Source organism: Streptomyces sp. NPDC057682, from assembly GCF_042799575.1.
In the GTDB taxonomy this organism is placed as follows: Bacteria; Actinomycetota; Actinomycetes; order Streptomycetales; family Streptomycetaceae; genus Streptomyces.
In genome coordinates this window covers 71,570-96,546 of sequence record NZ_JBHVIN010000011.1, presented here as the reverse complement: position 1 = coordinate 96,546, position 24,977 = coordinate 71,570, and the positions used below count along the sequence as shown (strand labels likewise).

Genomic DNA, 24,977 nt, shown 5'->3' with positions numbered 1-24,977 from the left:
GCCCGGGGCGCGCCGTCAGCCGGTGACCTCCTTGTTCTTCGCCAGGGCCGTGGTCCGCTGCGTGACCGTGGTGCGCAGCGCGCCCACCGCCTTGTCGACGTCCTTGGCCGCGACCCCGGCCCTGCCCGCCTGCTCGGCGATGTCCTTGAGCGCCTCGGTGGCCTTGCCGGAGCCGTAGAACTTCTCGTACAGGTCCCGGTAGGCCTTCTTGTAGACGGCGTCGAAGGCGTCGAGCTCCAGGAAGCGGCTTTTGAGCGCGTGACCGGACATCCGGCCGCCCGGACCCGCGCCCGGCGCCCCTTCACCGTCGCCGAAGTCGGGCATCCCGGCCCCTTCGGGCAGGTCCGGCATGCCCTCGGGAGGTTCCGGCATGCCTCCGGCCGTGTCGCCGCCGGGCTGTCCGGCGTTCTGTCCGCCCCCGGGTCCGCCCCGGCCGCCGCCCATGCTCATCGAGTCGTCGGGTCCGGCGGTCGCGTCCCCGCTGAAGGTGAGGTTGTAGTCCCAGCCCAGTACCGAGAACTTCTTGGTGTCCAGGTCGTACCCGAGCAGATAGTTCTTCCCCGGGCCCGCCATGTCGTCGAAGTTCATCAGCAGGTTCTGCGCCGCGACGTAGTGGGCGAACGAATCGATGTCCACGTGGTCGTCGAGGTGCTCGGCGAACTCCTCGTCCGAGGCGTTCTCCACCCACTTGATCAGCTTCATCACCGGTTCGAGGTCCTGGCTGCCCACCTTGTTGAGCTGACGGAAGGACGTCTCGTACTTCGAGGGGTCGTCGCCCTGGTAGGCGAAGCTGCCGCCGGCCCTGGCCTTGTAGACGACGGACTCGCCGTCGACCGCCTCGGCGTACTCGGTGTCCGGGTTCTCCACCATCAGCCGGACGGCGGCCGGCCGGTTGTTGACCTTCAGGGTCGAGAAGCCGTACCGCTCGGCCGGCTCGCCCGTCCCGTCGATCAGCGCGAGCGACAGGGCCTCGTTGACCGGCACCTGGGCGTTGCTGCCCGGACGGAGCGAGATCTCCCGCTCGCCCTGGTAGGCGCGGCCCTCCACGTACTCGTCGATCTTGATGAGCCAGGGCAGTTCCTCGGGCTTGTCGGCGGAGAGGTTGTACTGCACCATGCCGCCGCCACGACCGCCACCCGGTCCACCAGCCGCACCACCGGCACCACCAGCCGCATTGTTCTTACCGGCCTCAGCGGTCCCACCGGCGCCGCCGGTCCCCGCCGCACCACCGGCCATGCCCGCACCACCGGCCATGCCCGCACCACCGGCCATGCCCGCACCACCGGCCGTGCCCGCGCCGCCCGGCATTCCGGCGCCCCCGGGCATGCCTCCGCCCCCGCCCGGCATCCCGCCCCCGCCCGGCATCCCGCCCCCGCCGGGCATCCCGCGGCCGCCCCGCAGGGACATCAGGGTGGAGTTGCCCTTGAGGCGGATGCCGACGTCCTGGAGGTAGACCCCGTCGATGGTGAGGTCGGCGGGGATGGCGTCCTTGGTGCCGTCCTTCTTGAACTCCTTCATCATCTTGTCGAAGTCCGTCTGGTTGTACTCCAGTTGGATGGAGTGCCGCACCGAGGTGTCGTACAGGCCGACCGTGCCCTTCACGTTCTCCGTGATGGTGTCCGCCTCCACCCGCGAGGCGGAGGTGACGTACGGGGAGATACGGGCGTCGCCGAAGACGGCCACCATCACCACGAGCCCCGCGCACAGCGCGCCCGCCGGTTTCCAGTGGTGACGCACCCGCACGGGCACCCGGTCGCGCAGCCGCCGGCGGCGGGCGCCGCCGTCGCCGGTGCTCACAGGTCGGTGGTGTCGTAACCGGTCAGCACGGTCACCCGCTGCCCGGACGTGTGCTCCTGGAGCGCGGTGACCAGGTCGCCGGGCTCGGTGCCCTTCTTCATCCGCACGGTGTAGAACACCTCGTTCAGCGCCCCGCCGCGGATCGACTCCGTGCTGACCAGCTCGAACTCGCTGGTGTAGCGGATCAGGACGTCACGGATGCCCGGGGTGTGGTCCTCGCCCGCCGGGACCTGGACCTTGACCACCTGGCGCTGGACGTTCAGCGCGAACCAGTCGAACTTGTGCATGACGACGACGACCACGCAGATGACGACCGCGCCGACCGCGGCCAGCGTGTAGAAGCGCGCACCGCAGGCCATGCCGATCGCCATCGCCAGGAAGATGAACCCGACGTCCCGGGTCTCCTTGACCGCGTTGCGGAACCGGACCACGGACAGGGCACCGACCAGGGAGAACGCCCGTGCAAGGTTGGACCCGACGACCAGCATGATCAGGGCGACGATCATGCCGACGACGACCAGGGTCTGGACGTAGGACTGGCTGTACGACACGTTCCGGTGGGTGTACCGGTAGACGTAGCCGATCACCGTGCTCAGGACGAAGGACAGCACCATCGCCGCGACGACGTCGGTGACGCTGAACGTCCCGCTGAGTTCCTGCAGATCGAAGTTCACTGGGCTCCTGCTTTCACCGGCGCGTCCTGCGCCGGCAGCGTCGTGTCGAGGGGGGAGGGGGTGGGGGAGGGCGGCGGGAAGGCCACCTCGTCGAGATGGAAGACGGAACGGGGGGCCAGTCCGAACGCCTCGATGGACTGGACGTACTTGGACACCCGGATGAGGCTGAGATTGCGGCGGGCCGCCAGATCGGTGATCCAGGTGGGGGTGCGTTCGTTGACCTTGATCTCCATCACCGAGAGGTGCGGCGGGATGGTGAAGCGGTTCTCCGGGTCGGGGCCGCCGAAGTGGAAGTCCCGGTCGCGGCCCCGGATGCGCCGGTCGAAGGTGACGCGCAGTCCGGTGTCGGCCGCCCGCCCCACCAGGGCCTCGCGCTGGTAGCCGGTGATCGCGGTCGGCCGCAGATTCAGCCGTACGACCAGATCGAGCACCTCGTGGACGAACGCCCGCTCGTTCGGCGCGTGCTCGATCAACTCCCGTGCGTCGCAGAGCCGTCGGGCCGTTCCGTACGGCAGGGTGATGCGCCGCTTCTGGGTGACCCGGTTGACGCGCTGCTTGATCTCGACGCAGACCGGGGAGTCGTCGGTGACCCCGACCGGTTCGCCGTAGTGCCGGATCCGCAGCTTGCGGCGGAACTTCAGGCCCTCGATCTTCTCCCAGTAGAACCGCAGCTGCGGTGAGTCGTAGTACAGGCTCCACACGCCGTACCCGCCGACGGGGCTGTGGAGATCGCGGTCCATCCGCTCCGCCAGCTCGTCGCGGAGTTCGGTCGCCTGCTCCACCGGGACCAGGTACTTGAGCTCGAACCGGTTGAACGCGTGCAGTCTGCTCGCCACATGCAGCGGTCGGGGGTCCTCGGAATGCCCCTGGGTGGGCTCCCGGGACGGGGCCGTGTCGTGTTGCGACACCGCGTGCCTCCTTCGTCGTCCGTGCCGGACCGGCCGGCAGGCGATACGCAACCAACGCCGCATGAAGAAGTGATGAGAAACCTCGGTGTATTGCAGGAGGATTCAAGATGGCCGGAAGGTGAACAGGGCGGCGTCCGGGACGGAGGGGGACACAGCGATGCCCCTGGGGCCCGGCCGCGACCGGCCCCCAGGGGCATCGGGGAAGAACTCAGACGAGCGAGGCGCTCAGGGTGATCGTCGTGCCCGTCAGCGCCTGGCTGACCGGGCAGTTGGCCTTCGCGTCCTCGGCCGCCTTGACGAAGCCCGCCTCGTCGAGGCCGTCCACCTCGCCCTGCACGGTGAGGTGGATACCGGTGATGCCGGTGCCCGGCTGGAAGGTGACCTCGGCCTGGGTGTTCAGCCGGGTCGGCGGGGTGCCGGCCTTGGCGAGGCCGTTGGACAGCGCCATGGAGAAGCAGCTGGAGTGGGCGGCCGCGATGAGCTCCTCGGGGCTGGTCTTCCCGTTCGCCTGCTCCGCGCGGGACGGCCAGGAGACCGGGTACTCCCCGATCCCGGAGGAGTCGAGGGTGACGACCCCCGTGCCTTCGAGCAGGTTGCCTTCCCAGACCGTGTGCGCCTGACGCGTGGTAGCCATGCTGGTTCCCTTCGAACGGAATGCGCGGTTGTACGGGGACGGCGCGGCACTGCGTCGGACCGCGCCGGTGTACGCCCCCGAACCTACTGCGCCACCAGCCCCTTCGCGTCACGCGCCAGGGCCGTCAGCCGGGAGATCGCCCGGAAGTACTTCTTCCGGTACCCGCCGTTCAGCATCTCCTCGCTGAACAGACGGTCGAAGGGCTGCCCGGAGGCGAGCACCGGGATCTCCCGGTCGTACAGCCGGTCGGCGAGCACCACGAGCCGCAGCGCGGTCGACTGGTCCGGCACCGCCCGCACCTCGGTGAGGCACACCGCCCGCACCCCGTCCGTCAGCGCGCCGTACCGGCTGGGGTGCACCCGGGCCAGATGGTCGAGCAGCGCGGGGAAGTCGTCCAGGCTGGAGCCCTCGGTGGCGTACGCGGCCTTGGTGACCTGCTCGTCGGAGTACGGCGGCGGGGCCTCGGGCAGACCGCGGTGGCGGTAGTCCTCGCCGTCGATGCGCAGCGGGCGGAAGTGCGCGGAGAGCCCCTGGATCTCCCGCAGGAAGTCCGCGGCGGCGAACCGTCCCTCGCCGAGCTTGCCCGGCAGCGTGTTGGAGGTCGCCGCCAGGGCCACACCCGCCTCGACCAGCCGGCTCAGCAGCGAGGAGACCAGCACGGTGTCGCCCGGGTCGTCCAGCTCGAACTCGTCGATGCACAGCAGCCGGTGCCCGCTCAGCGTGCGTACGGTCTGCTGGAAGCCGAGCGCGCCCACCAGGTTCGTCAGCTCCACGAAGGTCCCGAAGGCCTTCAGCGAGGGCGCGGCGGGGGTGGCGTGCCAGAGCGAGGCCAGCAGATGCGTCTTGCCGACGCCGTACCCGCCGTCGAGGTAGACCCCGCGCGGCCCGCTCGGCGCCACCGCCTTCTTCGCGAACCACCTGCGCTTGCCGGAACCCGAGGCGTGCGCCCCGCCGAGCCCCGCCGCGAAGCCGGAGAGGACCTCGACGGCCTCGGTCTGGCTCGGCTGGTTCGGATCGGGGACGTAGGTGTCGAAACGCACCGAGTCGAAGCGCGGCGGCGGCACCATCTCGGCGACCAGCCGGTCGGCGGGGACGTGCGGTTCGCGGGCGCACAGGGACAGCGGGGCCGTATCGGCTATCGGACCCGGCCCGGACGCACTGGCAGTGAAGGAGGACACAACCACTCAGCTTACGGCCTCGCCCGCGGTGGCCGGCGGGCCGTGCCAGACTGCGGATCATGCGACGCCTGTTCCCTGTGACCGACCCGACAGCCGCCGAGGACCGCGGGGAGTGGAGCCTCGACGCCCTCGCCGACGCCTACGCGTACCCCGGCGGTGACGGACCGTGGCTGCGCGCCAACATGGTCTCCACGCTCGACGGAGCCGCCCAGCACGAGGGCCGTTCCCAGCCGATCTCCTGCGAGAGCGACATGCGGATCTTCGGCACCCTGCGGGGCCTGGCCGACGTGGTGATCGCGGGCGCGGAGACCGTACGCCTGGAGGGATACCGCCCGGCCAGGGCGCGCGAGGTCTTCGCCGCGCGCCGGGAGGCCGCCGGGCAGGGGGCCGCACCCGCGATCGCCGTGGTGAGCGGCAGCCTGGACCTGGACTTCTCGCTGCCGCTCTTCGTCTCCCCGCTGGTCCCCACCCTCGTACTGACCGGGGCCGGGGCGCCGCCGGACCGGATCGCTGCGGCCCGGAAGGCGGGCGCCGAGGTGGTGATCGCGGGGGAGGGTTCCCGGGTGGACCCGGCCCGCGCGGTGGCCGAGCTGGCCGCCCTCGGACACCGCAGGCTCCTGACGGAGGGCGGGCCCCGGCTGCTCGGTCAGTTCGTCGCGGCGGGCGTACTGGACGAACTCTGTCTGACCCTGGCGCCGATGGTCACGGCGGGCGACGCCCAGCGGATCGCGGGAGGTCCCCCGGTCGCCGTGCCGGAACGATTCGCCCTGGCATCGCTGCTGGAAGAGGCCGGGTTCCTCTTCGCTCGGTACCGTCGGGGCTGACAAACAGCGGAATATCCCGTTCCGGTTAGCGTTCGGTGGGCAGAATGGATCTCGCAGACCCCGTGCGCGCACGGGGAAGGATGGTTTCAGCAGCGATCGGCCACGGTCACTGAATCAGAAGGGCCCCTGTGGTGTTCACCAGCGTTTTGATGATCGAGAAGCCCCTCACCTCCGCGGACGTCGAGTTCGTCACCACCCTGCACGGGGAGGAGCGGATCTCCTTCGTCGTCCTGATGCAGCCGCGCGGGGACCAGGCGGACATCCTGTTGCGCGCCATCGACGACCTGGCGATGGGCGAACTGAAGGAGGCGGCCCGCGAGAGCGAGGTGCCGGAGGGGAAGAACGCCAGAGAGTCCGCCGATCTGGCCCTGGAGGTGTCGGTGGAGGCGCTGCGCCAGGCCGGCTGCGAGGCCGTCGGACAGGTGATCGAGGACCACCCCCTGGACAAGCTGAAGTCCGTCGTCGACGACGCGCGTGCCGACGAGGTCATCGTCCTGACCGCGCCCCACTACGTCGAGGAGTTCTTCCACCGCGACTGGGCCTCGCGCGCCCGGCACAAGGTCGGCGTCCCGGTGCTCAAGCTCTTCGCGCACAGCGAATAGGCTGGTTCCGCGGCTCCGGAGTGGCACCGGTCCGCAGAACTCGAAGCCCACCCGGAGGAGCACAGATGGCACCCGGCATTCCAGCCGCCATGGAACGACCCCACTTCATCGGCATCGGCGGCGCCGGAATGTCGGGCATCGCCAAGATCCTCACCCAGCGCGGCGCCAAGGTCGCGGGCAGCGACTCCAAGGAGTCCCCCACGGCCGAGGCGCTGCGCGCCCTGGGCGCGACCGTCCACATCGGACACGCCGCGGCGCACCTCGCCGACGACGCCACGTGCGTGGTCGTCTCCAGCGCCATCCGCGCCGACAATCCGGAGCTGGTGCGTGCCGGGGAGCTGTCGATCCCCGTCGTGCACCGCTCCGACGCCCTGGCCTCGCTGATGCACGGGCTGCGCTCCATCGCCGTCGCCGGCACCCACGGCAAGACGACCACCACCTCGATGCTGGCCGTCGCCCTGACCTCCCTGGGCCTCGACCCCTCGTACGCCATCGGCGGCGACCTGGCCGGACCCGGGACCAACGCCACCCACGGCGAGGGCGAGATCTTCGTCGCCGAGGCCGACGAGAGCGACCGCAGCTTCCAGAAGTACGACCCCGAGGTCGCGATCGTCCTCAACGTCGAACTGGACCACCACGCGAACTACGCCTCGATGGACGAGATCTACGAGTCCTTCGAGAAGTTCACCGGCAAGATCGTCCCCGGCGGCACCCTGGTCGTCTCCGCCGACCAGCCCGGCGCCGTCGAGCTGACCGCCCGGGTGCGCGCCCTGCCCGGCGTCACCGTCGTCACCTACGGCGAGTCCGAGACCGCCGACGTACGCGTCCAGAAGATCACCCCGCGTGGTCTGACCAGCGAGGTCACCGTCGTCCTCAACGGCAAGTACCTCACCTTCACCGTCTCGGTCCCCGGCCGCCACTACGCGCTGAACGCGGTCGCCGCCCTCGCCGCCGGCGTCGCCCTGGGCCTGCCCGCCCACAACCTCGCCTCGGCCCTCGGCACGTACACCGGGGTCAAGCGCCGCCTCCAGCTCAAGGGCGAGGCCGCGGGCGTCCAGGTCATCGACAGCTACGCCCACCACCCGACCGAGATGACCGCCGACCTGGAGGCCATGCGGGGCGCCGCCGCCGACGCCCGCCTCCTGGTCGTCTTCCAGCCCCACCTCTTCTCCCGCACCCAGGAACTGGGCACCGAGATGGGGCGGGCCCTGGCACTCGCCGACGCCTCCGTGGTCCTGGACATCTACCCGGCCCGCGAGGACCCGGTCCCCGGCGTCACCAGCGCCCTGATCATCGACGCCGCCACGGCCGCCGGGGCCGACGTCGCCGCCGTCCACGACAAGGACACGATTCCCGAGGTCATCGCGGGAATGGCGAAGCCCGGCGACCTCGTTCTCACCATGGGGGCGGGCGACGTCACTGACCTCGGCCCGCGGATCCTGGACCACCTGTCGAGCTGAGGGAGCCACCGTGCCGTACGACATCGAGAAGTCCGACGAGCAGTGGCGGGCGGAGCTCAACCCCGCCGAGTACGCCGTACTGCGCGACGCGGGCACCGAGCCCGCCTTCGTCGGCGAGTACACCGACACCACGACCGAGGGCGTCTACTCCTGCCGCGCCTGCGGCGCCGAGCTGTTCCGCTCCGACACCAAGTTCGCGTCGCACTGCGGCTGGCCGTCGTTCTACGACCCCAAGGACACCGACGCGGTCGAACTGCTCCAGGACCGCAGCCACGGCATGGTCCGCACCGAGGTGCGCTGCGCCCGCTGCGGCTCGCACCTGGGCCATGTCTTCGAGGGCGAGGGCTACCCCACCCCGACGGACCAGCGGTACTGCATCAACTCGATCTCGCTGAGGCTCACGCCCGACGAGGGCTGAGCCCCGGGCCCCGCCGCCACCCGTCCGCCGGATGTGCGGCGGGCGGCGGCGGGGCCCGCGTGCGTCAGCCGCCGTTCCCGGCCCCGACCGCCGCCCAGGAACGGGGCTGCAGCACCGCGATCACGAGGGCGACGGCCGCCCAGGCGCCCACACCGATCGCCGCGGAGGCGAACGCGGAGAGACCGGTCACGGCGGCGAGCAGACCCGCCAGCACGAGACCGTTCAGCAGACCGGCGGCCGAGGCCGCGGCGGCCTGCCAGTCGGGCCTGTCGGCCACCGTGGCGACACCCATCCGGATGCCCATCCCGCTCAGGATCAGGACGGGGCCGCCCAGCACGGCGGCCAGCAGCGCCGTCCACCACGGCGACGGGGGCCAGAACAGCAGGAACACGGTGGCCAGCACCGTGCAGAGCACCCCCATGCCGGCCACACCCGTGTCCGGGTCCGTCCTGTCGTCCGCGGCCACCGTCGGCGCCCCCAGGAACGCCGCCGCCAGCGCGACCAGATAGACCGGCACGCACACGGCCACGGTCCAGAACACGGACCAGCCGGTCAGCAGCGTGAACTGGGCCCCGAGACCGCCGGTGGCCAGCAGCGCGTCCCACGACGCGATGCGCCCGGACCCCGGAACCGACGGGGCATGGGTGGCGGGACGGGCGGCAGGCGCCGCGTCCGGCGGTACGGGCTCCGGTGACGGGACCGCGTCCCCGTCACCGGCGACCCGGGGCCGGGGTGGGGGCGGTGCCGTGTCCGGCTCTCCGGTGGCCCGGGGCGGGGGCATGTCCGGCTCCCCGGGGGTATGGTCCCGGCTGCGCGGGGCGTCGGCCGTGGGCGCGCCGGCGAACGCCAGCGCGTCGGGCGGCACGGGCCCGGCGGCGGGCGGCCGGGCGTCGCGCACGGTGCCGGCCGGCAGTGCGCGCAGACGCGCGGACACCGCCTCGGCCGTCGCCGGCCGGTCGTCCGGATCCTTGTGCAGCAGGGCGGCGACCAGCCGGTCCAGGGCGGCCGGGACGTCCGGGCGCAGGCTCCGCACCGGCTCCGGCGTGCCGTTGAGGTGCTGGGCGAGCACCGACCAGCCCACCCCCTCGAACGGCGGCCTGCCCACCAGGAGCTGGTACAGCAGACAGCCCAGCGAATAGAGGTCGCTGCGGCCGTCGAGCGTACGGTCGCCGCGCACCTGCTCCGGGGACATGTAGGCGGGCGTGCCGATCGCCGCCCCCGTGCCCGTCAGTCCGGCGCCGGACTCCTCGACCAGCCGGGCGATCCCGAAGTCGCAGATCTTCAGGTCGTGTTCGCCGTCCCCGTACACCATGACGTTCGCCGGCTTGATGTCCCGGTGGACGACCCCGGCCCGGTGGGCGGCCGCCAGACCGGCGCAGATCTGGAGCGCCCAGGCCACCACCGTCTCGACGCTCCGCCGCTCGGCCGCGTCGAAGGAGGCCATGGAGCGGCCCGGGACCAGCTCCATGACCAGGAAGAGGATCTGCTGCCCGTCGACCAGGGCCTCGCCGTGGTCGTGGATGGTGACGATCCGCGGGTGCGTCAGCCGCGCGGTGGCCCGAGCCTCCTGGCGGAAGCGCGCGGCCGACTCACCGGTGGCGGGCGCGTTCTGGGCGATCACTTTGACGGCCACGTCACGGTCGAGCCGTGCGTCGACGGCCCTCCAGACCTGGCCCATCCCGCCGGCCCCGAGCTTCTCCACCAGCCGGTAGCGGTTCTCCAGCACCTCGCCGCGCACTGACGTCTCCCCCTAGGTCGTGTCCGGGGTCCGGACCCGGTGGTGCGGCCGTCGGACCACGAGGCAGAAGCCTACGCAGCGACGGGCCGTGACACACACTCGCGCGGGGAACCCGTCCGGACCCCGTCCGGCGTATCGCTCAGGAGTCGTCGCTCTCCGGTTTCAGCAGCGGGTGCGCCACCCCGGGGAAGACCCGGGCCCGCACGACCTCCTCCGCCGAACCTCCCCGGACCACCGTCTCGGCGACGCCCCAGGGCCGCCCGGCCAGCCGGACGAACAGGGTGTACGAGGCCGAGCAGCCCAGGCACTCGTACCGGTCGACCCAGGTCTCCACCTCCGTGGTGCTGCCCGGGTAGCGCGCCACGTGCCGGTGCAGGGCGTGACAGCGCGCGCACCGCTCGCCCGGCTCGCACGTGCTCCCGCACGGGCACGGCACGTCCGGGGAGTCCGCGGGCTTCCAGCGCTGGGTGAGCACCGCCTCGCGCGTGGCGCCCATGTCCTTCATCGCCTTGAGGTTCCGCGCGGCCACGTTGTACGACTCACCCGTCGCCGCCATCCGGTCGCGGATCACGTCCTTGCGGCCGCGGTTCGTCGTCACGTCGTTCCTCCTGGGGTTCACGCAGCCCGCCAGGAGCCCATGAGATCGGTACCCGTCCACGGTACCCGGCGGCGCGCGCTCCGCGACACGCGCGGGCGCGGGAGGCCCGTGCGGCCCCGGCTCAGGCCCGGCGGACCCGGCCCGCGATCCGGCGGCCGAGCTGCCCGAGGGTGCGCCGGCCCCGGCGGTTCCAGTCGCGGAAGGCGTCCGCCCGGCCGCTGCTGCCGGACCGGGCCACGGCCTCCTCGACGGCGGCGACCCGCTCGGCGGGGAGCGCGCGCACGACGGGGCGCAGCACCTCCTCCAGCAGGGCGGCCGAGGTCCGGCTCCAGGCGGCGCCCGCGTGCGGATGGGCGGTCCAGACCGTGAAGCAGTCCGCGGCGTAGGACGGTTCGGCGGTGAGCCGGGCCCGGACGCCGGGGGTGCGGGCCGCCCGGTCGTAGGCGGCGACGAGGTCGGCGTCGCCGCTGTGCACCAGCGCGTACAGCTCGGCCTCCGGCCGGTCCGGGACGAGGAGCCGGGCGGCGAGCGCCCCGAAGGCGTGCCCGAGGACCTGCGGCTCGACCGGTTCGGCGTCCCGGCGCAGCCCGAGCACCCGCTCCGCCCACTCGGGCGCGGCGGTGTCCGCGCGCAGTTCCCCGGCGAACTCCAGGAGCAGCAGCGCCCCGCGCTCGCGGTCCCCGATCTCCTGCGGGAAGGCGCGCAGCACGTCATGGGCGAGGACCGGTGCCTCCTCGTCGCCCTCGGGCGCGCCGAGCGCGGCGGCGACCAGATGGGCCCAGGTGCCTGCGGTGCGGTGGGCGTCCGATGTGGCGGCCTCCAGGAGCAGCCGGGCCTCGCCCGCCGTGGGCGCGCCCTCCTCCCAGACCAGCCCCACGGCCGTGCGCAGGACCAGCGGCTCGGCGAACGGCGACAGACCGCCGGCGCGCAGCACCCGGTGCATGGCGCCGACCCGGTCGTCCCCGCAGCCGGCCTTCGCCTCCGGCCCCTGCGCGCACATCCGCAGATGCGGCAGCGACTGGGTGCCGGTGAACGGCAGCGGCACGCGCCCCAGCAGCCGTTCCACGGCCGACGGGTCCTGCGGGGCGATCCGGTCCAGGGCACCGAGCAGCGCCGTACGGACGTCGAACTGTTCGTCCATCAGCTCCAGCAGCGCCGGCGCCCAGGCCGGCTCGCCGCCGGTCCGGGACAGCAGCGCCGGGGCCAGCCGGCGCACCACCGAGGGCAGCAGCTCCGCGCAGTCCACGTCGAGCAGCCGGGCCACCCGCAGCAGCTGCACGGTCCTGGCCACGTCCAGGCCGACGCCCGCGCCGCCCAGTTCGGTGAGGATCTCCGGGCCGAGGACGGAGGCGACGGCCGCGCCCTCGGGCCCGCCGAAGGCGCTGCGGCCCGGCAGCTCCACGGAGGCGTTGCCGCCGCGTACCGCCTCGGTCACCAGCATCGCGGCCAGCGGGGCCGTGGTCGTGGCGGGGGAGCGTCCGTCGAGCGCGGCGAACAGCCGTCCCGCGGCGTCGAATTCGGGCCCGGTGCGGTCGTCGACGCCCGGGGCGGTCAGTGCCTCCACGAGCTGCCGCGTCCGCTTGTCGTCCAGCGCGTACGGCCGCTCGGCGGCCCAGGCCGCGGCGGCGGCCCGCCCGCCCGGCCCCAGGGCGATGCCCGCGCACAGGGCCGTCACCGCGAGCGGACCGGCGGCGAACGGTTCCCCGGGCAGCGCGGCGGCCTCCCGGAACAGTCCGGGGGCGCGGCCCCGCCAGATCCGCGCGGCGGTCTCCGCCCAGGCGTCCGTCACCGGACCCTCCGGACGCGCCCCGGCGCAGCGGTGCACGTACAGCTCCGGTCCGGTCAGCCCGTCGCCGTCCTGCGGCAGCACGCCGACGACCCGCTGGGGCGCGGTCAGCGGGTGGCGGGTGTACGTGGTGAAGGTCAGCCGCTCGGCGGCGTCGGCGGGCAGGGCGACGCAGGCCAGCGCGATCCACCGGGCCACGTCCGCGCTCTGCGGCTCGACCAGGACGATCCGCCCCGCCCCCTCGTCCCGGCACAGCCGCCGCAGATCCGCCAGCACCCCGGCGAGCCACGGGCCCCGCGACACCGCGAAGTCGTTCAGCCCCTCCCGGTCCCCGGCCCGCCCGGCGGCCGCCCCGGTCAGCGGTCCCGGCGCGCCGCGCTCCGGCGTCGCCGCCGCCCAACGGGCGCTCCGGCAGGCGGTGATCGGCAGCGTCCCGCCCGGCAGCCGGCCCCCCGGCGGAAGGTGCACCGCGTGCGCGTGAAAGCCCGTCCCGGCCGCCGCCCCGCCCCGCACCGCCACGGTCCGGGCCAGCAGATGCCCCCCGTCGGCCAGCGCACTGAAGCTGTACGCCTCGGGCAGCGCCCGCAACGCGGCGTCGGACAGCCCGGATTCGGCACCGGCGGGCGGCTCGTAGGCCAGCAGCGCCTCCGCCTCGCTCAGCACGGACGCCGGTATCTCCGCGTCAACCGCGCTGAACCGCCCGGAGACCGGTCCCTCCCCGTCCGCCGCCGAGGTGTAGTGCAACTGCGCGAGGCTCATGCGTCGGCTCTCTTCGTCCTGCCGTGAAGGTCCCCTGCCACCCGCACCCGCCCCCGCGGTGGCAGCGCCGTCCCGGCAGAGAGCGGCGACCCCGGCGGGGAGTGCTCCGCAGTCGCTGGGGCGACGCTATCAAGGACCCGCACACCCGTGCGGCGAGACGGCGGAGCACGGTTCCTCCGCGCGGCCGGCGTGCTCCGTTACTCGAAGCGCGCGGTGTCGCCCGCTCCGCGCCGTACGATCTCCGGCTCGCCGCCGGAGAAGTCGATGACGGTGGTCGGTTCGGTGCCGCAGTCGCCGGAGTCCACGACGACGTCGACCTCGTGGTCGAGGCGTTCCTTGATCTCCCAGCCCTGGGTGAGGGGTTCGGCCTCGTCGGGCAGGAGGAGGGTGCTGGAGAGCAGGGGTTCGCCGAGCTCGGCCAGGAGGGCCTGGACGACGGTGTGGTCGGGGATGCGGACGCCGACGGTCTTCTTCTTCGGGTGCAGGAGCTGGCGCGGCACCTCCTTCGTCGCGGGGAGGATGAAGGTGTACTGGCCGGGCGTGGCCGCCTTGACGGCGCGGAAGACGTCGTTGTCGATGTGGACGAACTGGCCCAGCTGCGCGAAGTTCTGGCACATCAGGGTGAAGTGGTGACGGTCGTCCAGGTTGCGGATCGTGCGGATGCGGGAGAGGCCGTCGCGGCTGCCGAGCTGGCAGCCGAGCGCGTAACAGGAGTCCGTCGGATACGCGACGAGTGCTCCGGAGCGGATGCTTTCGGCCACGCTGGTGATGCTGCGGGGCTGGGGGTTGTCCGGGTGTACGTCGAAATACTTCGCCATCCGGCGAGTCTACGGCCGGAACGGCGGGCGGTTCGCGGCGAAGGCGGAAGGCCGCGTCTCCGGGAGGGGCAGGACAACCGGTTCGAGTGGCGATCGTCGTTCAAACCTTTTCGGCCACGCCGGGCATGCAGTGTGTAGCGTACACACTGCATGCATCGTGCACACAATCTGTGATATATCTGTACAGAGGGGTCGCCGTCCCGGAGGAGGGGGCGGTGTCCGTAGTCGTAGGGAGCCGCGTGTGGACATGCCTGTGGACCGGATCGAGTTCGAGACGATGCTGCTCGGCCGGCACATGAGTCTGCTGACCTCGCGCGGCGGCGGGCGGCTGGACCGGAGCGCGTACATCCTCCTCAGCCGGATCCGGGCCCAGGGGCCCATGTCCATCGGTCAGTTGAGCGACGCCTTCGGACTGGACACCTCCACCCTCAACCGGCAGACGGCCGCCATGGTCCGCGCCGGCGTCGTCGAGCGCATCGCCGATCCGGACGGGGGCATCGCCCGCAAGTTCGTCATCACCGAGGAGGGCCGGCGCCGGCTGGACAGGGACCGCGCCGAGAACCGCGAGGGGCTCCAGCGGGTGCTGGCCGAGTGGACGCCGGAAGAGGCGGCCCGGTTCGCGGACGATCTGGCCCGGCTCAACCGGGACATCGAGCGCCTGGACGGGCGGCCCTGGCCGCGCGACTGAACGGCGAGAGGGGCGGGGCACCCTCCTCGGCGCCCCGCCCCGGCCGGCCGTCGTCGGAGCTCCGCCCCGCCCTCCCGCCCTCGGTCCCGCCTCAGTCCGCCGTGGTGAACGTCCACGTCTGGATCGCCGAGGACGCCGCCGCCCGCTGGGTCAGCGCGGCGCCGTTCACCGACGAGGCGGCGGTCAGGAGCAGCCCGCTGCGCCGGCTCGTCAGCGTGTAACCGCCGCCCGGCACGGGTGTCGCGGTCCAGCGCTGGTTGTCCGTGCCGCCGCACGGCCACTGGATCACCGCGGCGCCCGCCTGTGTCGTGTTGCCCTCGACATCGGCGCACAGCCCGCTCTCGACGTTCTTCAGCGTGTACGTGCCGTCACCGGCGGCGGTCACGTTCCACTGCTGGTTGGGGCCGCCGTTGCGCAGCCAGCCGACCAGGCGGGTGCCCTGCGTCGTCGCGTGCGCCGGGACGTCGATCGCCTGGGTGCCCGCCGTGATGACGGAGACGCCCGTCGGGGGTCCGGACGGCGCGACGCATCCCGGCGAGGACTGGTGCGCGCCCCGGTCCGGGACGCAGCCCGCCGGGACCGCGCCGCCGAAGTAGTCGCGCCCGCCCGCGTCCGCCACCACCGCGCCGTTCGCCAGCGCCGAGGAGCCCGCCGCGAGCCGGTAGCCGTCGGCGTCGGTGCGCGAGGTCGCCGTCCCGGGCGCGGTCAGTTTCGGGTCGGCCGTCACCTTGTGGGCGTCGGCCGGCTCACCGGCCGGATGCGTGCCGTAGAAGACGTTGGAGTCGAAGCCGAGGGCCGTGGCGTTCACATAGCTCGCCTCGGCCGTCGCGACGTGGAAGACGTTGTTGGTGAACACGGCGTTGGCCGCCGTCGACCCGTTCGCGTTGTTGACGATCTGCACCGGATCGGAGAGGTAGAAGGTGTTGTTGTGGATCCGGGTGTTCGTGGTCTTCGCGCAGACGAGGTCGAAGAGCTGGCCCCCGTCGTTCTGGCTGATGTTGTAGCGGACGACGTTGCCGTCGGTCGTCGAGCCCGAGCCGTTGCACAGGAGGATGAAGCCGCCCTCGTTGTCGTGGCTGTAGTTGTACTGGTAGACCGTGCGGATATTGCCCTCGTCGAGGTCGAACCCCTGGCCGTCGCACTCGCTCCGGCCGCCGCTCACCTCGTTGAACTGGTACAACGCGTCATCGGTGTTCCAGCCCCAGATGCCCGCCGCGCAGTGCTGCGGCTCGCGCTCGCGGAAGCCGTCCACGCGGTTGTACTCGACGAGTGCCCCCTCGGTGTGGTGGGGGACGATCGCGTCGCCGCCGATGTCCGTGACGGTGTTGCCCCGGATCACCACCCGGGTCTGCGGTGTCCACGCCCCGCACGTCGTGCCGCAGTTGGCGTTGTTCAGCTCCGGCCGGCTCATCCACCGCGTCCAGAAGTGGATCCCGTAACGGTCCACCGTGCGCACCGTGTTGTCCGCGATCACCACGTCGTCGAACCTCGTCGGCGTGGTGTTCCCCAGGACCTCGAAGAAGATGCCCGCGCTGGCGTCGTCGTCCTTCTTCGTCCGGTTGCCGTTGACGTCGTGGATGTCGAGGCCGCTCAGCCGGTAGTGCGTGCCGGTGCCCGAATCCGTACGCGTGATGTGCACCCCGCGCCGGGTCGCCTCGGCCGCCCCGTGGTTGGAGATCTCCAGATCGCGGATCTCCCAGTACTGCTGGTCCGCGAGCCGCACCACGTCGGTGACCAGGCCCTCGCCCGCCAGGACGGGCTTCGCGCCCGTGCCGTAGGCGGCGACGGTGACCGGCGCTCCGGCCGCGCCCGAGCCCTTGGGGAAGAGCTGCTGGCCGGTGCAGGTCGAACCGCGCCGGAGCAGGATCGAATCACCGGGCTGGAACGTGTGCGCGTTCACCGCCGCCAGCGCGTTCCAGGGCGCGGACTCGCTGCCGTCGCCGGCGGACGCGGCCCCGCAGTCGACGTGGAAGGACCGTGCGGCGGCCGGGGCGGCGGCGGGTGCGGGCGTCGCGGCCAGGAGGGCTGCCAGGGGCGGTAACAGGGCCGCGAGGAGAAGCGTGGTGCGTCGTGCGGTCATGGGGGACTCCCGCGTGTGGTGGATGGCTTGTGGTGCCTGAAAACGGACAGCAGACGTCTGACGCCTGCTCACCGTAGGGGGGTGTCGAACCAGTGGTCAAGACCTCTTCACCGCCTCCCGGTACGGTGGCCGCGGCGGCACCGGGCCGTCGCGGCACGCCTGTCCTCTCGTTCAAGTGGGGTACCGAATGGCCGAGTTGGAGCTCTCCGCCGGAATCGTCGAGTACGAGGACACCGGTGGGGACGGTCCCGTCGTGGTGCTGCTGCACGGGGTGGCGATGGACGGCTCGCTGTGGCGGCATGTCGTCGCCGATCTCCGGGACGGCCACCGGTGCATCGTGCCGACCCTGCCGCTGGGCGGCCACCGGCGCCCCATGCGGCCCGACGCGGACCTGTCGGTGCTGGGCGTCGCCCGGCTGGTCGCCGAATTCCTCGACGCACTGGACCTCGACGGCGTCACCCTGGTCATGAACGACTGGGGCGGGGCCCTCGCCCTGGTCGCCGACGGCCGGGACCGGCGCATCGGCCGGCTCGTCCTCACCTCCTGCGAGGCCTTCGACAACTTCCCGCCCGGTCTGCCCGGCGCCAACCTCCGCGCCTCCGCCCGCATGCCCGGCGGCCTGCGCGCCGCCTTCGCGCTGCTCAGGTTCGGGCCGATGCGGAGGCTGCCGATGACCTGGGGCCGGATGAGCAAGCGGCCGGTGCCGGACGCGGTGATGGACGCCTGGTTCCGCCCGCTGTGGACGTCCGCGGAGATCCGGCGCGATCTGCGCCGGTACGTCCTCGGCGTACCGCCCCGGGCGGAGCTGCTGCGCTGGACCGACGCCCTGCGCGGCTTCGACCGGCCGGCCCTCGTCGTCTGGGCGTCGGAGGACCGGGTCATGCCACCGGAGCACGGGCGCGGGCTGGCGGAGCTGCTGCCCCGCGGTGAACTGGTGGAGATCGCGGACAGCTACACGCTCATCCCCGAGGACCGGCCGGAGGAGCTGGCTCGGCACCTGAGGGCGTTCCTGGCCGGGGACTGAGGGCGGCGGTCCCGGGACGGGCCGGGGCCGCCGCGTCCCCCGTACGGAGCAGCGGCCGCCGGGCGTGAAGCGAAGCTGCGGGGGCGCTTAAGAAAACCTCGATGGACCTGGGGCGCGGGGTACGGCAGATTTCTCCGTGACGGCGGAGGATGGTGCGCGGCAGCCGGACGAAGCGCGCTGCCATGCCGTCCCTCTCACTTCCCCGGGCCGCAGGATTCCTCAGGCATGCCCCCGGCCCGGGGACATCAACGCCGCACCACGCACCAGGGAGCCGCAGCCGTGAAGGCACTCGTGAAGCAGAAGGCCGAGCCGGGACTCTGGCTGATGGACGTGCCCGAACCGGAGACCGGCCCCTCCGACGTGCTGATCAAGGTGCTCCGCACCGGCATCTGCGGCACCGACCTGCACATCCGCAACTACGACGGATGGGCCCAGCAGGCCGTCACCACCCCGCTCGTCCTCGGCCACGAGTTCGTCGGCGAGGTCGCCGCGATCGGCGCCGACGTCGTGGACATCGCCGTGGGCGACCTGGTCAGCGGCGAGGGCCACCTCGTCTGCGGCAAGTGCCGCAACTGCCTGGCCGGCCGCCGCCACCTGTGCCGCTCCACCGTCGGGCTGGGCGTCGGCCGCGACGGGGCCTTCGCCGAGTACGTCGCGCTGCCGGCGTCCAACGTCTGGGTGCACCGGGTCCCCGTCGACCTCGACATCGCCGCGATCTTCGACCCCTTCGGCAACGCCGTGCACACCGCCCTGTCCTTCCCACTGGTCGGCGAGGACGTCCTGATCACCGGCGCCGGCCCCATCGGCATCATGGCCGCCGCCGTCGCCAAGCACGCCGGCGCCCGCAACGTCGTGATCACCGACGTCAGCGAGGCCCGGCTGGAACTGGCCCGCAAGGTCGGCGTCAGCCTCGCCCTCGACGTCTCCGGGCGCACCATCGCCGACGGACAGCGCGAACTCGGCCTGCGCGAGGGCTTCGACATCGGCCTGGAGATGTCCGGCCGCCCCGAGGCCATGCGCGACATGATCGCGAACATGACGCACGGCGGCCGGATCGCCATGCTCGGACTGCCCTCCGAGGAGTTCGCCGTCGACTGGGCCCGGATCGTCACCTCCATGATCACCGTCAAGGGCATCTACGGCCGCGAGATGTTCGAGACCTGGTACGCCATGTCCGTCCTGCTGGAGGGCGGTCTCGACCTCGCCCCCGTGATCACCGGCCGGTACGGCTACCGCGACTTCGAGGCGGCCTTCGACGACGCCGCCAGTGGGCGCGGCGGCAAGGTCATCCTCGACTGGACCGCCTGAGACCTGTCCGTACCAGTCCCGACCCCCTTAAGGAATCCGGCATGTTCGACTCCGTACGCGACGATCTGCGCACCACCCTCGAAGAGATCGAGGCCGCCGGGCTGCACAAGCCCGAGCGCGTCATCGGCACCCCGCAGTCCGCGACCGTGGCCGTCACCGCCGGCGGCCGCCCCGGCGAGGTGCTGAACTTCTGCGCCAACAACTACCTGGGCCTCGCCGACCACCCCGAGGTGATCGCCGCCGCGCACGAGGCACTGGACCGCTGGGGCTACGGCATGGCCTCGGTCCGCTTCATCTGCGGCACCCAGGAGGTCCACAAGGAACTGGAGCAGCGGCTCTCCTCCTTCCTGGGCCAGGAGGACACGATCCTCTACTCCTCGTGCTTCGACGCCAACGGCGGCGTCTTCGAGACGATCCTCGGCGCCGAGGACGCGGTCATCTCCGACGCCCTCAACCACGCCTCCATCATCGACGGCATCCGCCTCTCCAAGGCCAAGCGGTTCCGCTACGCCAACCGCGACATGGCCGACCTGGAGCAGCGGCTCAAGGAGGCGTCCGGGGCCCGGCGCCGGCTGATCGTCACCGACGGCGTCTTCTCCATGGACGGGTACGTCGCCCCGCTGCGGGAGATCTGCGACCTCGCCGAGCGCTACGACGCCATGGTCATGGTCGACGACTCGCACGCCGTCGGCTTCGTCGGCCCCGGCGGGCGCGGCACGCCCGAGCTGCACGGCGTCATGGACCGCGTCGACATCATCACCGGCACCCTCGGCAAGGCCCTCGGCGGCGCCTCCGGCGGCTATGTCGCCGCCCGCGCCGAGATCGTCGCCCTGCTGCGCCAGCGCTCGCGCCCGTACCTCTTCTCCAACTCGCTCGCCCCGGTCATCGCCGCGGCCTCCCTGAAGGTCATCGACCTCCTGGAGTCCGCCGGCGACCTGCGCGAGCGGCTCAACGCCAACACCGCGCTCTTCCGTTCCCGGATGACCGAGGAGGGCTTCGACATCCTGCCCGGCGACCACGCCATCGCCCCCGTCATGATCGGGGACGCGGCGAAGGCAGGCCGGATGGCGGAGCTGCTCCTGGAGCGCGGTGTGTACGTGATCGGGTTCTCGTACCCGGTCGTTCCTCAGGGCGCGGCCCGGATCCGCGTCCAGCTCTCGGCGGCCCACTCGACGGCCGACGTCAACCGGGCCGTCGACGCGTTCGTCGCCGCCCGCGCGGCTCTGGAGAGCTGACCCCAGCCGGTCGCGGGGGCGGTCAGGGCGCCCCCGCGACCTGGGACAATAGGGCACATGATCGATGCACGGCGGCTGCGCGTCCTGCGCGCCGTGGCGGACCACGGCACGGTGACCGCCGCTGCCGCCGCCCTGTACCTGACCCCCTCCGCCGTCTCCCAGCAGCTCGCCGCGCTGGAGCAGGAGACCGGCCACCACCTCGTCGAGCGCGGTTCGCGCGGTGCCCGGCTGACCCCCGCGGGCGAGATCCTCCTCACCCACACCAACGAGGTGCTGGCCCAGCTGGAGCGGGCCGAGGCCGAACTCGCCGCCTACGGATCGGGCGAGGCCGGCACGGTCACCGTCGCCGCCTTCGCCACCGGCATCGGCCTGGTCCTCGCCCCCGCGATCGCCGCGCTGGGCCGGACCGCGCCCGGGATCAAGGTCCGCGTCCAGGACGCCGAGGGCGATGCCAGCGTCCCCATGGTCCTCGGCCGGCAGGCCGATGTGGCCGTCGCCGTCGAGTACCGGGGCGCACCCGGCGAGGACGACCGCCGGCTCACCCGCGTACCGCTGTACTCGGAACCGTTCGACGCCGTGCTCCCCGTCGGGCACCGGCTGGCCGGTCGGGACGAGGTGGCCGTCGCCGACCTCGCCAAGGACGGCTGGATCGGCCCCTACCCCGGCAACCCCTGCCACGACGTGGTCGTTCTGGCCTGCGAGTACGCCGGTTTCGCACCCAACCTCGAACACTCCTCGGACGACTTCCACGCGGTGGTCGCCCTCGCCGGCGCCGGAGCGGGCGTGGCCCTCGTCCCCCGCTCCGCCCTCAGCGGCACCACCCCGCCCGGCGCCGTGGTCCGCCCGGTCCGCGGCACCGCCCCGACCCGCCGCGTCTTCGCCGCCGTCCGCCGCGGCACGGAGGCCCATCCGCTCATCGCCCCGGTCCTGGACGCCCTGGTGGGGGCGGCGGCCGACGACCTGCTGGGAGGGGGGCCGGAGCGGGGCGGGGCCGACTGACATACCGGGGCCCCGGCTCGGCCCCCGCACCCGGCCCGCTACCTCCGTCCCTTCGTCGCCCCGCCCCGCCCCGGCAGCAGCGTGCCCACCGTCGCGGCCGCCGCGACGGTGAGGGCCAGGAGGGCGTACCGCTCGGGCGGCAGATAGGGCAGTCCGCCCGTCACGGGCAGGGCGAACGCGAGGAGGGGGACGGCGGCGACGGCGGTGCCGATGAGCAGGCCGGCCACGGTGACCAGGGCCGTTTCGACGAGGCGCATCCGCCGGACCTGGGCGCGGCCCGCGCCGACCAGGCGCAGCAGCCGGAATTCGGGGCGCCGGCCGGCGGTGATGAGGGCGAGGGTGCTGACCACCGCGAGGAGGGCGAAGCCGCCGATCACGCCGACGCCGATGATGTCCAGCGCCTCGTCGTCGTCCGCCGACGGGGAGATCCGGACGTCGTCCGGGACCGCGGGGCGGACCGACAGACCCGCGTAGGGGGCCAGTGCGCGCCGTACGGCCGCCGCCGTTTCCGCGCCGCCCGTCGAGCGGATCAGGATCCGCTGGTCGTGCGGGGCGGTGACATGGCCGGTGAGGGCCTGGCGGGGCAGCAGGAACTCGCCGAGGCCCAGCGACCGTTCGTAGACGGCGACGACGGTGGGCCGGATCTGTGCGCCGTCGCCGAGGCGCAGCCGCACCCGGTCGCCGACGCCGGCCCCGAGGCTGTCGGCCCGGTCCTCGCCGAGGGCGATCGTGTTCCGGCCGGTGAGGCGGGAGAGGTCGCCGTCGGTCACCCGGGGATCGAGCGTCCCGGCGAGCCGGTCCGGGGTGACGCCGAGGACGGGGAAGGAGTCCAGCACCGGATCACCGGCCTCCCGGTGGGCGAGGACGACGGTCGAGCGCAGGACGCCGGTCGCCGCCGCGACACCCGGCGTCCCGCGCACGGCGTCGGCCGCGCGCCCGGGGATGCCGGTGGCGGGGCCCGTCACCACGAGGTCGGCCCGCAGCGCGTCCGCCGCCTGCCGGGCGGAGGCCCGTTCCAGGGTGCTGCCCGCCGCGAGCTGCACGCAGACGAACGCGACGACCAGCACGATCGGGGTGAGTGCCGCACCGAGCCTGCGGTGGTGCGCGGCGGCGGACCGGGCGGCGAGGAAGCCGGCGACCCCGCCCGTGCGCCGGGCCGGGGCGCCCAGGACCCGCATCGCGATCCGGGCGATCCACGGACCGAGCAGCGCCACCGCGATGATCAGCGAGGTGGCCGCGCCCGAGGCGGCGATCGCCGCCGTCTGCCCGCCCTGGAAGGCCGCCGCGCCCGCCGAGCTGAGCCCCGCGAACCCGGCCAGCACCCCGGCGCCGGTCCGCAGCCGGCCCGGCCGGTCCGGTTCCGGGGCCCGTGCCGCGCCGAGCGCCGCCGCCGGGCGCATCCGGGTGATCGGGCGGGCGGCGAGCAGCGCCACCGGCCGGGCGGCCAGTGCGACGACCAGCGCACCGGCCGCGCCCGCCGCGCCCGGCAGCCACCAGGGGACCGGCAGCGGCAGCGGGTCCGTGGCCAGCAGGGACCGCATCAGCAGTCCCAGCGGTACCGCGGCGACCGCGCCCAGCACGGCGGCGACGGCCGTCACCCGTCCCGCCTCGCGGCCGATCGCCGACCGGAGCTGCCGGGGTGTCGCCCCGACCGCCCGCAGCAGCGCCAGTTCGCCGGAGCGCTGGTGGACGGCCTGTGCCAGTGTCGTGGCGATCACGAGCAGGGCGACCATGACGACCGTCCCGGAGATCGCCGCCAGCATCTGGATCAGCTCGTCGCGTGCGCCGGCCACCCCCAGGTGCTCGGCCGCCCCGCGCTCCGCCCCCGTCAGCACCCGCGGCCCGCGTTCGCCGCCCTTGCGCCCCGCCACGGCCCGCTCCAGCGAATCGCGCAGGTGCGCGCCGGAGACCCCGTCCGCGGCGACGACGCCGATGGCGTCCACCGTGCGGGGGTGCCCGGCGAGCGCGGTCAGCCGGGACGCGGTGAAGAACACGGCCGGTCCGCCGCCGTGCGCACCGGACGCGATCCCGGTGACGGTGTACCGCCGGGGCGTCCCGTCCGTCCGGAGCAGGATCTGCCGTCCCGGTCCGCCGGACCCCGCGAGGGAGCGGTCCACGACGACCTCGGAGCCGGTCCGCGGTGCCCGTCCCCCGGTCAGCGTGTACGGGGTGAGCACCGCGGACTCCCAGGAGCGGCCCTCCGCCGCCACGCCCCGCCCCGCCGTCACCGGCACCGTGTCGTCCGCCACCGCCCGTGCCACGCCGTCGGCGGCGGCCACCCGGGCCAGGACGGAACGGTCCAGCCGCACCCGCTCCGGCAGATCCGCGCGCACGGTCTCCGGCTCGCTGCCCCAGGGCTTCGCGGTGTACGTGACGCGCTGGTCGGCCACCACGACCGCGTCCGCGCCGGTGTAGCGCTCCACCGGGGGCCGCGCCAGCAGCAGCGCCCCGATCACCAGGGCGAACGCGCCGAGCAGCGCCGAGGCGGCGACCGCCGAGGCGAACACCGCCGCCCAGGCCCTCCGGTGGTGCGTAAGGGAACGGCGGGCCAGGAAGGCCGAGGCCCGCCGCACCCCGTGCCGCACGGCTCCGCGCCGCACCGGAGGACCGGGGCGGCGCACGTCGTGGTGCGGGTCCGTCCGTGTCGTGGTGCGGCTCATCGCAGTCGGCCCCCGTCCATCGTCAGCACGGTGTCCGCCCAGCTCGCCGCCACCGGGTCATGGGTGACCATCACGACCGTACGGCCGTCCAGCCGCACCGCGTCCCGCAGCAGACCGAGCACCAGCGCCGCCGCCTCCGGGTCCAGGGACGCGGTCGGCTCGTCGGCGAAGACGACATCGGGCTCGGTCACCAGCGCACGGGCCACCGCGACCCGCTGCTGCTGGCCGCCGGAGAGGGTGCCCGGGGCGTCGTCCGCCCGGCCGGACAGGCCCACCCGGTCCAGCAGCAGCCGCCCCCGGTCCCGCACCCGCGAGCCCCGGGGGTCGGCCCCGGCCAGGACCAGCGGCAGCACCACGTTCTCCACGATGGACAGCGAGGGCACCAGATTGAGCGCGTGGGACTGGAAGACGAATCCGATCCGGTCCCGCCGCAGCCGGGTGAGCGCGGCCTCGGAGAGCGAGCCGAGATCGGTGCCCGCGATCCGTACCGTCCCCGAGGTCGGCCGGTCCAGGCCCGCCGCGCACTGGAGCAGCGTGCTCTTGCCGGAGCCCGAGGGCCCGACCACGGCGGTGAAACTGCCCACCGGCACCGCGCAGCTCACCGCGTCCAGCGCGACCGTCTCCCGGCCGCTGCCCGGCCGCCCGTGCCGCCGCGTCACCGCCGCCAGCTCCAGCGCCGCCGCGCGTACCGTCGTGGTTGTCTCCACCGTGCACCCCTCGTTCCGTCCCCGTACCTTCTGACCTGCGTAAACGGTAGAAGTCGGGGCCCGGCGCGGGCGAGGGTGCGCG

21 protein-coding genes are annotated in these 24,977 nt (G+C 73.4%); 9 read left to right on the top strand and 12 right to left on the bottom strand.

Going from position 1 to position 24,977, the window contains the following annotated elements; all coding sequences use genetic code 11:
- Positions 1-15 precede the first annotated feature (15 nt).
- The 5 genes from ACFVDM_RS21080 to zapE all read right to left on the bottom strand — a co-directional run bounded on the left by ACFVDM_RS21080 (position 16) and on the right by zapE (position 5,191).
- Positions 16-1,797 carry a CotH kinase family protein gene (locus ACFVDM_RS21080; RefSeq protein ID WP_383641934.1) on the bottom strand — a complete coding sequence of 594 codons (1,782 nt, stop codon included), beginning with the start codon at positions 1,795-1,797 and terminating at the stop codon, positions 16-18.
- Positions 1,794-2,471: a DUF4956 domain-containing protein gene (locus ACFVDM_RS21075; RefSeq protein WP_383641931.1), complete on the bottom strand. Its 678-nt coding sequence runs from the start codon at positions 2,469-2,471 to the stop codon at positions 1,794-1,796. The genes ACFVDM_RS21080 and ACFVDM_RS21075 overlap by 4 nt, the downstream gene beginning before the upstream one ends.
- Entirely contained in the window at positions 2,468-3,307 is an 840-nt protein-coding gene (locus ACFVDM_RS21070) for a polyphosphate polymerase domain-containing protein (RefSeq protein ID WP_383642437.1), read from the bottom strand. The genes ACFVDM_RS21075 and ACFVDM_RS21070 overlap by 4 nt, the downstream gene beginning before the upstream one ends.
- Before the next feature lie 280 nt (positions 3,308-3,587).
- Positions 3,588-4,013 (bottom strand): OsmC family protein, encoded by a 426-nt coding sequence (locus tag ACFVDM_RS21065; protein ID WP_383641928.1) that lies wholly within the window; start codon positions 4,011-4,013, stop codon positions 3,588-3,590.
- A gap of 83 nt (positions 4,014-4,096) precedes the next feature.
- Entirely contained in the window at positions 4,097-5,191 is a 1,095-nt protein-coding gene (gene zapE / locus ACFVDM_RS21060; RefSeq protein WP_383641925.1) for a cell division protein ZapE, read from the bottom strand.
- Between the two features lie 59 nt (positions 5,192-5,250).
- Between zapE and ACFVDM_RS21055 the strand changes: the two genes are divergently transcribed.
- The 4 genes from ACFVDM_RS21055 (at position 5,251) to msrB (ending at position 8,495) form a co-directional block, all read left to right on the top strand.
- Entirely contained in the window at positions 5,251-6,015 is a 765-nt protein-coding gene (locus tag ACFVDM_RS21055) for a pyrimidine reductase family protein (RefSeq protein ID WP_383641922.1), read from the top strand.
- 149 nt (positions 6,016-6,164) lie between these two features.
- Positions 6,165-6,617, top strand: coding sequence for an indole-3-glycerol phosphate synthase (locus tag ACFVDM_RS21050; protein ID WP_383641919.1), 453 nt, complete (start codon positions 6,165-6,167; stop codon positions 6,615-6,617).
- A 65-nt stretch (positions 6,618-6,682) separates the two neighbouring features.
- Positions 6,683-8,077 (top strand): UDP-N-acetylmuramate--L-alanine ligase, encoded by a 1,395-nt coding sequence (gene murC, locus ACFVDM_RS21045; RefSeq protein ID WP_383641917.1) that lies wholly within the window; start codon positions 6,683-6,685, stop codon positions 8,075-8,077.
- Between the two features lie 10 nt (positions 8,078-8,087).
- Positions 8,088-8,495, top strand: coding sequence for a peptide-methionine (R)-S-oxide reductase MsrB (msrB, locus tag ACFVDM_RS21040; RefSeq protein ID WP_383641914.1), 408 nt, complete (start codon positions 8,088-8,090; stop codon positions 8,493-8,495).
- A gap of 64 nt (positions 8,496-8,559) precedes the next feature.
- Here msrB and ACFVDM_RS21035 read toward each other — a convergent pair whose 3' ends face one another.
- From ACFVDM_RS21035 to ACFVDM_RS21020, 4 genes are all read right to left on the bottom strand, one after another.
- Positions 8,560-10,233, bottom strand: a complete 1,674-nt coding sequence (locus ACFVDM_RS21035; protein ID WP_383641911.1) for a protein kinase — start codon at positions 10,231-10,233, stop codon at positions 8,560-8,562.
- A 139-nt stretch (positions 10,234-10,372) separates the two neighbouring features.
- Positions 10,373-10,831, bottom strand: a complete 459-nt coding sequence (locus ACFVDM_RS21030) for a hypothetical protein (RefSeq protein WP_383641908.1) — start codon at positions 10,829-10,831, stop codon at positions 10,373-10,375.
- 121 nt (positions 10,832-10,952) lie between these two features.
- Positions 10,953-13,376 carry a GTPase-associated protein 1-related protein gene (locus ACFVDM_RS21025; RefSeq protein WP_383641905.1) on the bottom strand — a complete coding sequence of 808 codons (2,424 nt, stop codon included), beginning with the start codon at positions 13,374-13,376 and terminating at the stop codon, positions 10,953-10,955.
- A gap of 197 nt (positions 13,377-13,573) precedes the next feature.
- Positions 13,574-14,194: an L-threonylcarbamoyladenylate synthase gene (locus ACFVDM_RS21020; RefSeq protein WP_383641902.1), complete on the bottom strand. Its 621-nt coding sequence runs from the start codon at positions 14,192-14,194 to the stop codon at positions 13,574-13,576.
- 241 nt (positions 14,195-14,435) lie between these two features.
- Between ACFVDM_RS21020 and ACFVDM_RS21015 the strand changes: the two genes are divergently transcribed.
- Positions 14,436-14,882 carry a MarR family winged helix-turn-helix transcriptional regulator gene (locus ACFVDM_RS21015; RefSeq protein WP_383641899.1) on the top strand — a complete coding sequence of 149 codons (447 nt, stop codon included), beginning with the start codon at positions 14,436-14,438 and terminating at the stop codon, positions 14,880-14,882.
- A gap of 91 nt (positions 14,883-14,973) precedes the next feature.
- On the opposite strand, the gene ACFVDM_RS21010 is transcribed toward ACFVDM_RS21015, so the two are convergent.
- The gene (locus ACFVDM_RS21010; protein ID WP_383641896.1) at positions 14,974-16,962 is read right to left on the bottom strand and encodes an RICIN domain-containing protein; all 1,989 of its coding nucleotides are present in this window, start codon (positions 16,960-16,962) and stop codon (positions 14,974-14,976) included.
- Positions 16,963-17,149: 187 nt separating this feature from the next.
- Between ACFVDM_RS21010 and ACFVDM_RS21005 the strand changes: the two genes are divergently transcribed.
- From ACFVDM_RS21005 to ACFVDM_RS20990, 4 genes are all read left to right on the top strand, one after another.
- The gene (locus ACFVDM_RS21005) at positions 17,150-17,986 is read left to right on the top strand and encodes an alpha/beta fold hydrolase (RefSeq protein WP_383641893.1); all 837 of its coding nucleotides are present in this window, start codon (positions 17,150-17,152) and stop codon (positions 17,984-17,986) included.
- Positions 17,987-18,265: 279 nt separating this feature from the next.
- Positions 18,266-19,294: an L-threonine 3-dehydrogenase gene (tdh, locus tag ACFVDM_RS21000; RefSeq protein WP_383641890.1), complete on the top strand. Its 1,029-nt coding sequence runs from the start codon at positions 18,266-18,268 to the stop codon at positions 19,292-19,294.
- Between the two features lie 41 nt (positions 19,295-19,335).
- Positions 19,336-20,529, top strand: a complete 1,194-nt coding sequence (locus tag ACFVDM_RS20995; protein ID WP_383641886.1) for a glycine C-acetyltransferase — start codon at positions 19,336-19,338, stop codon at positions 20,527-20,529.
- 57 nt (positions 20,530-20,586) lie between these two features.
- Positions 20,587-21,528 carry a LysR family transcriptional regulator gene (locus tag ACFVDM_RS20990; RefSeq protein ID WP_383641883.1) on the top strand — a complete coding sequence of 314 codons (942 nt, stop codon included), beginning with the start codon at positions 20,587-20,589 and terminating at the stop codon, positions 21,526-21,528.
- A gap of 38 nt (positions 21,529-21,566) precedes the next feature.
- Here ACFVDM_RS20990 and ACFVDM_RS20985 read toward each other — a convergent pair whose 3' ends face one another.
- Positions 21,567-24,188, bottom strand: a complete 2,622-nt coding sequence (locus tag ACFVDM_RS20985; protein WP_383641880.1) for an FtsX-like permease family protein — start codon at positions 24,186-24,188, stop codon at positions 21,567-21,569.
- Positions 24,185-24,895, bottom strand: coding sequence for an ABC transporter ATP-binding protein (locus ACFVDM_RS20980; RefSeq protein ID WP_383641879.1), 711 nt, complete (start codon positions 24,893-24,895; stop codon positions 24,185-24,187). The genes ACFVDM_RS20985 and ACFVDM_RS20980 overlap by 4 nt, the downstream gene beginning before the upstream one ends.
- Positions 24,896-24,977 lie beyond the last annotated feature (82 nt).

Bases quoted from the DNA above. Each gene is read 5' to 3' on its own strand.
- ACFVDM_RS21065 (WP_383641928.1), bottom strand. From the start codon at position 4,013: ATGGCTACCACGCGTCAGGCGCACACGGTCTGGGAAGGCAACCTGCTC.
- ACFVDM_RS21055 (WP_383641922.1), top strand. From the start codon at position 5,251: ATGCGACGCCTGTTCCCTGTGACCGACCCGACAGCCGCCGAGGACCGC.
- ACFVDM_RS21050 (WP_383641919.1), top strand. From the start codon at position 6,165: ATGATCGAGAAGCCCCTCACCTCCGCGGACGTCGAGTTCGTCACCACC.
- murC (WP_383641917.1), top strand. From the start codon at position 6,683: ATGGCACCCGGCATTCCAGCCGCCATGGAACGACCCCACTTCATCGGC.
- ACFVDM_RS21025 (WP_383641905.1), bottom strand. From the start codon at position 13,376: ATGAGCCTCGCGCAGTTGCACTACACCTCGGCGGCGGACGGGGAGGGA.
- ACFVDM_RS21020 (WP_383641902.1), bottom strand. From the start codon at position 14,194: ATGGCGAAGTATTTCGACGTACACCCGGACAACCCCCAGCCCCGCAGC.
- ACFVDM_RS21010 (WP_383641896.1), bottom strand. From the start codon at position 16,962: ATGACCGCACGACGCACCACGCTTCTCCTCGCGGCCCTGTTACCGCCC.
- ACFVDM_RS21005 (WP_383641893.1), top strand. From the start codon at position 17,150: ATGGCCGAGTTGGAGCTCTCCGCCGGAATCGTCGAGTACGAGGACACC.
- ACFVDM_RS20995 (WP_383641886.1), top strand. From the start codon at position 19,336: ATGTTCGACTCCGTACGCGACGATCTGCGCACCACCCTCGAAGAGATC.
- ACFVDM_RS20990 (WP_383641883.1), top strand. From the start codon at position 20,587: ATGATCGATGCACGGCGGCTGCGCGTCCTGCGCGCCGTGGCGGACCAC.
- ACFVDM_RS20985 (WP_383641880.1), bottom strand. From the start codon at position 24,188: ATGAGCCGCACCACGACACGGACGGACCCGCACCACGACGTGCGCCGC.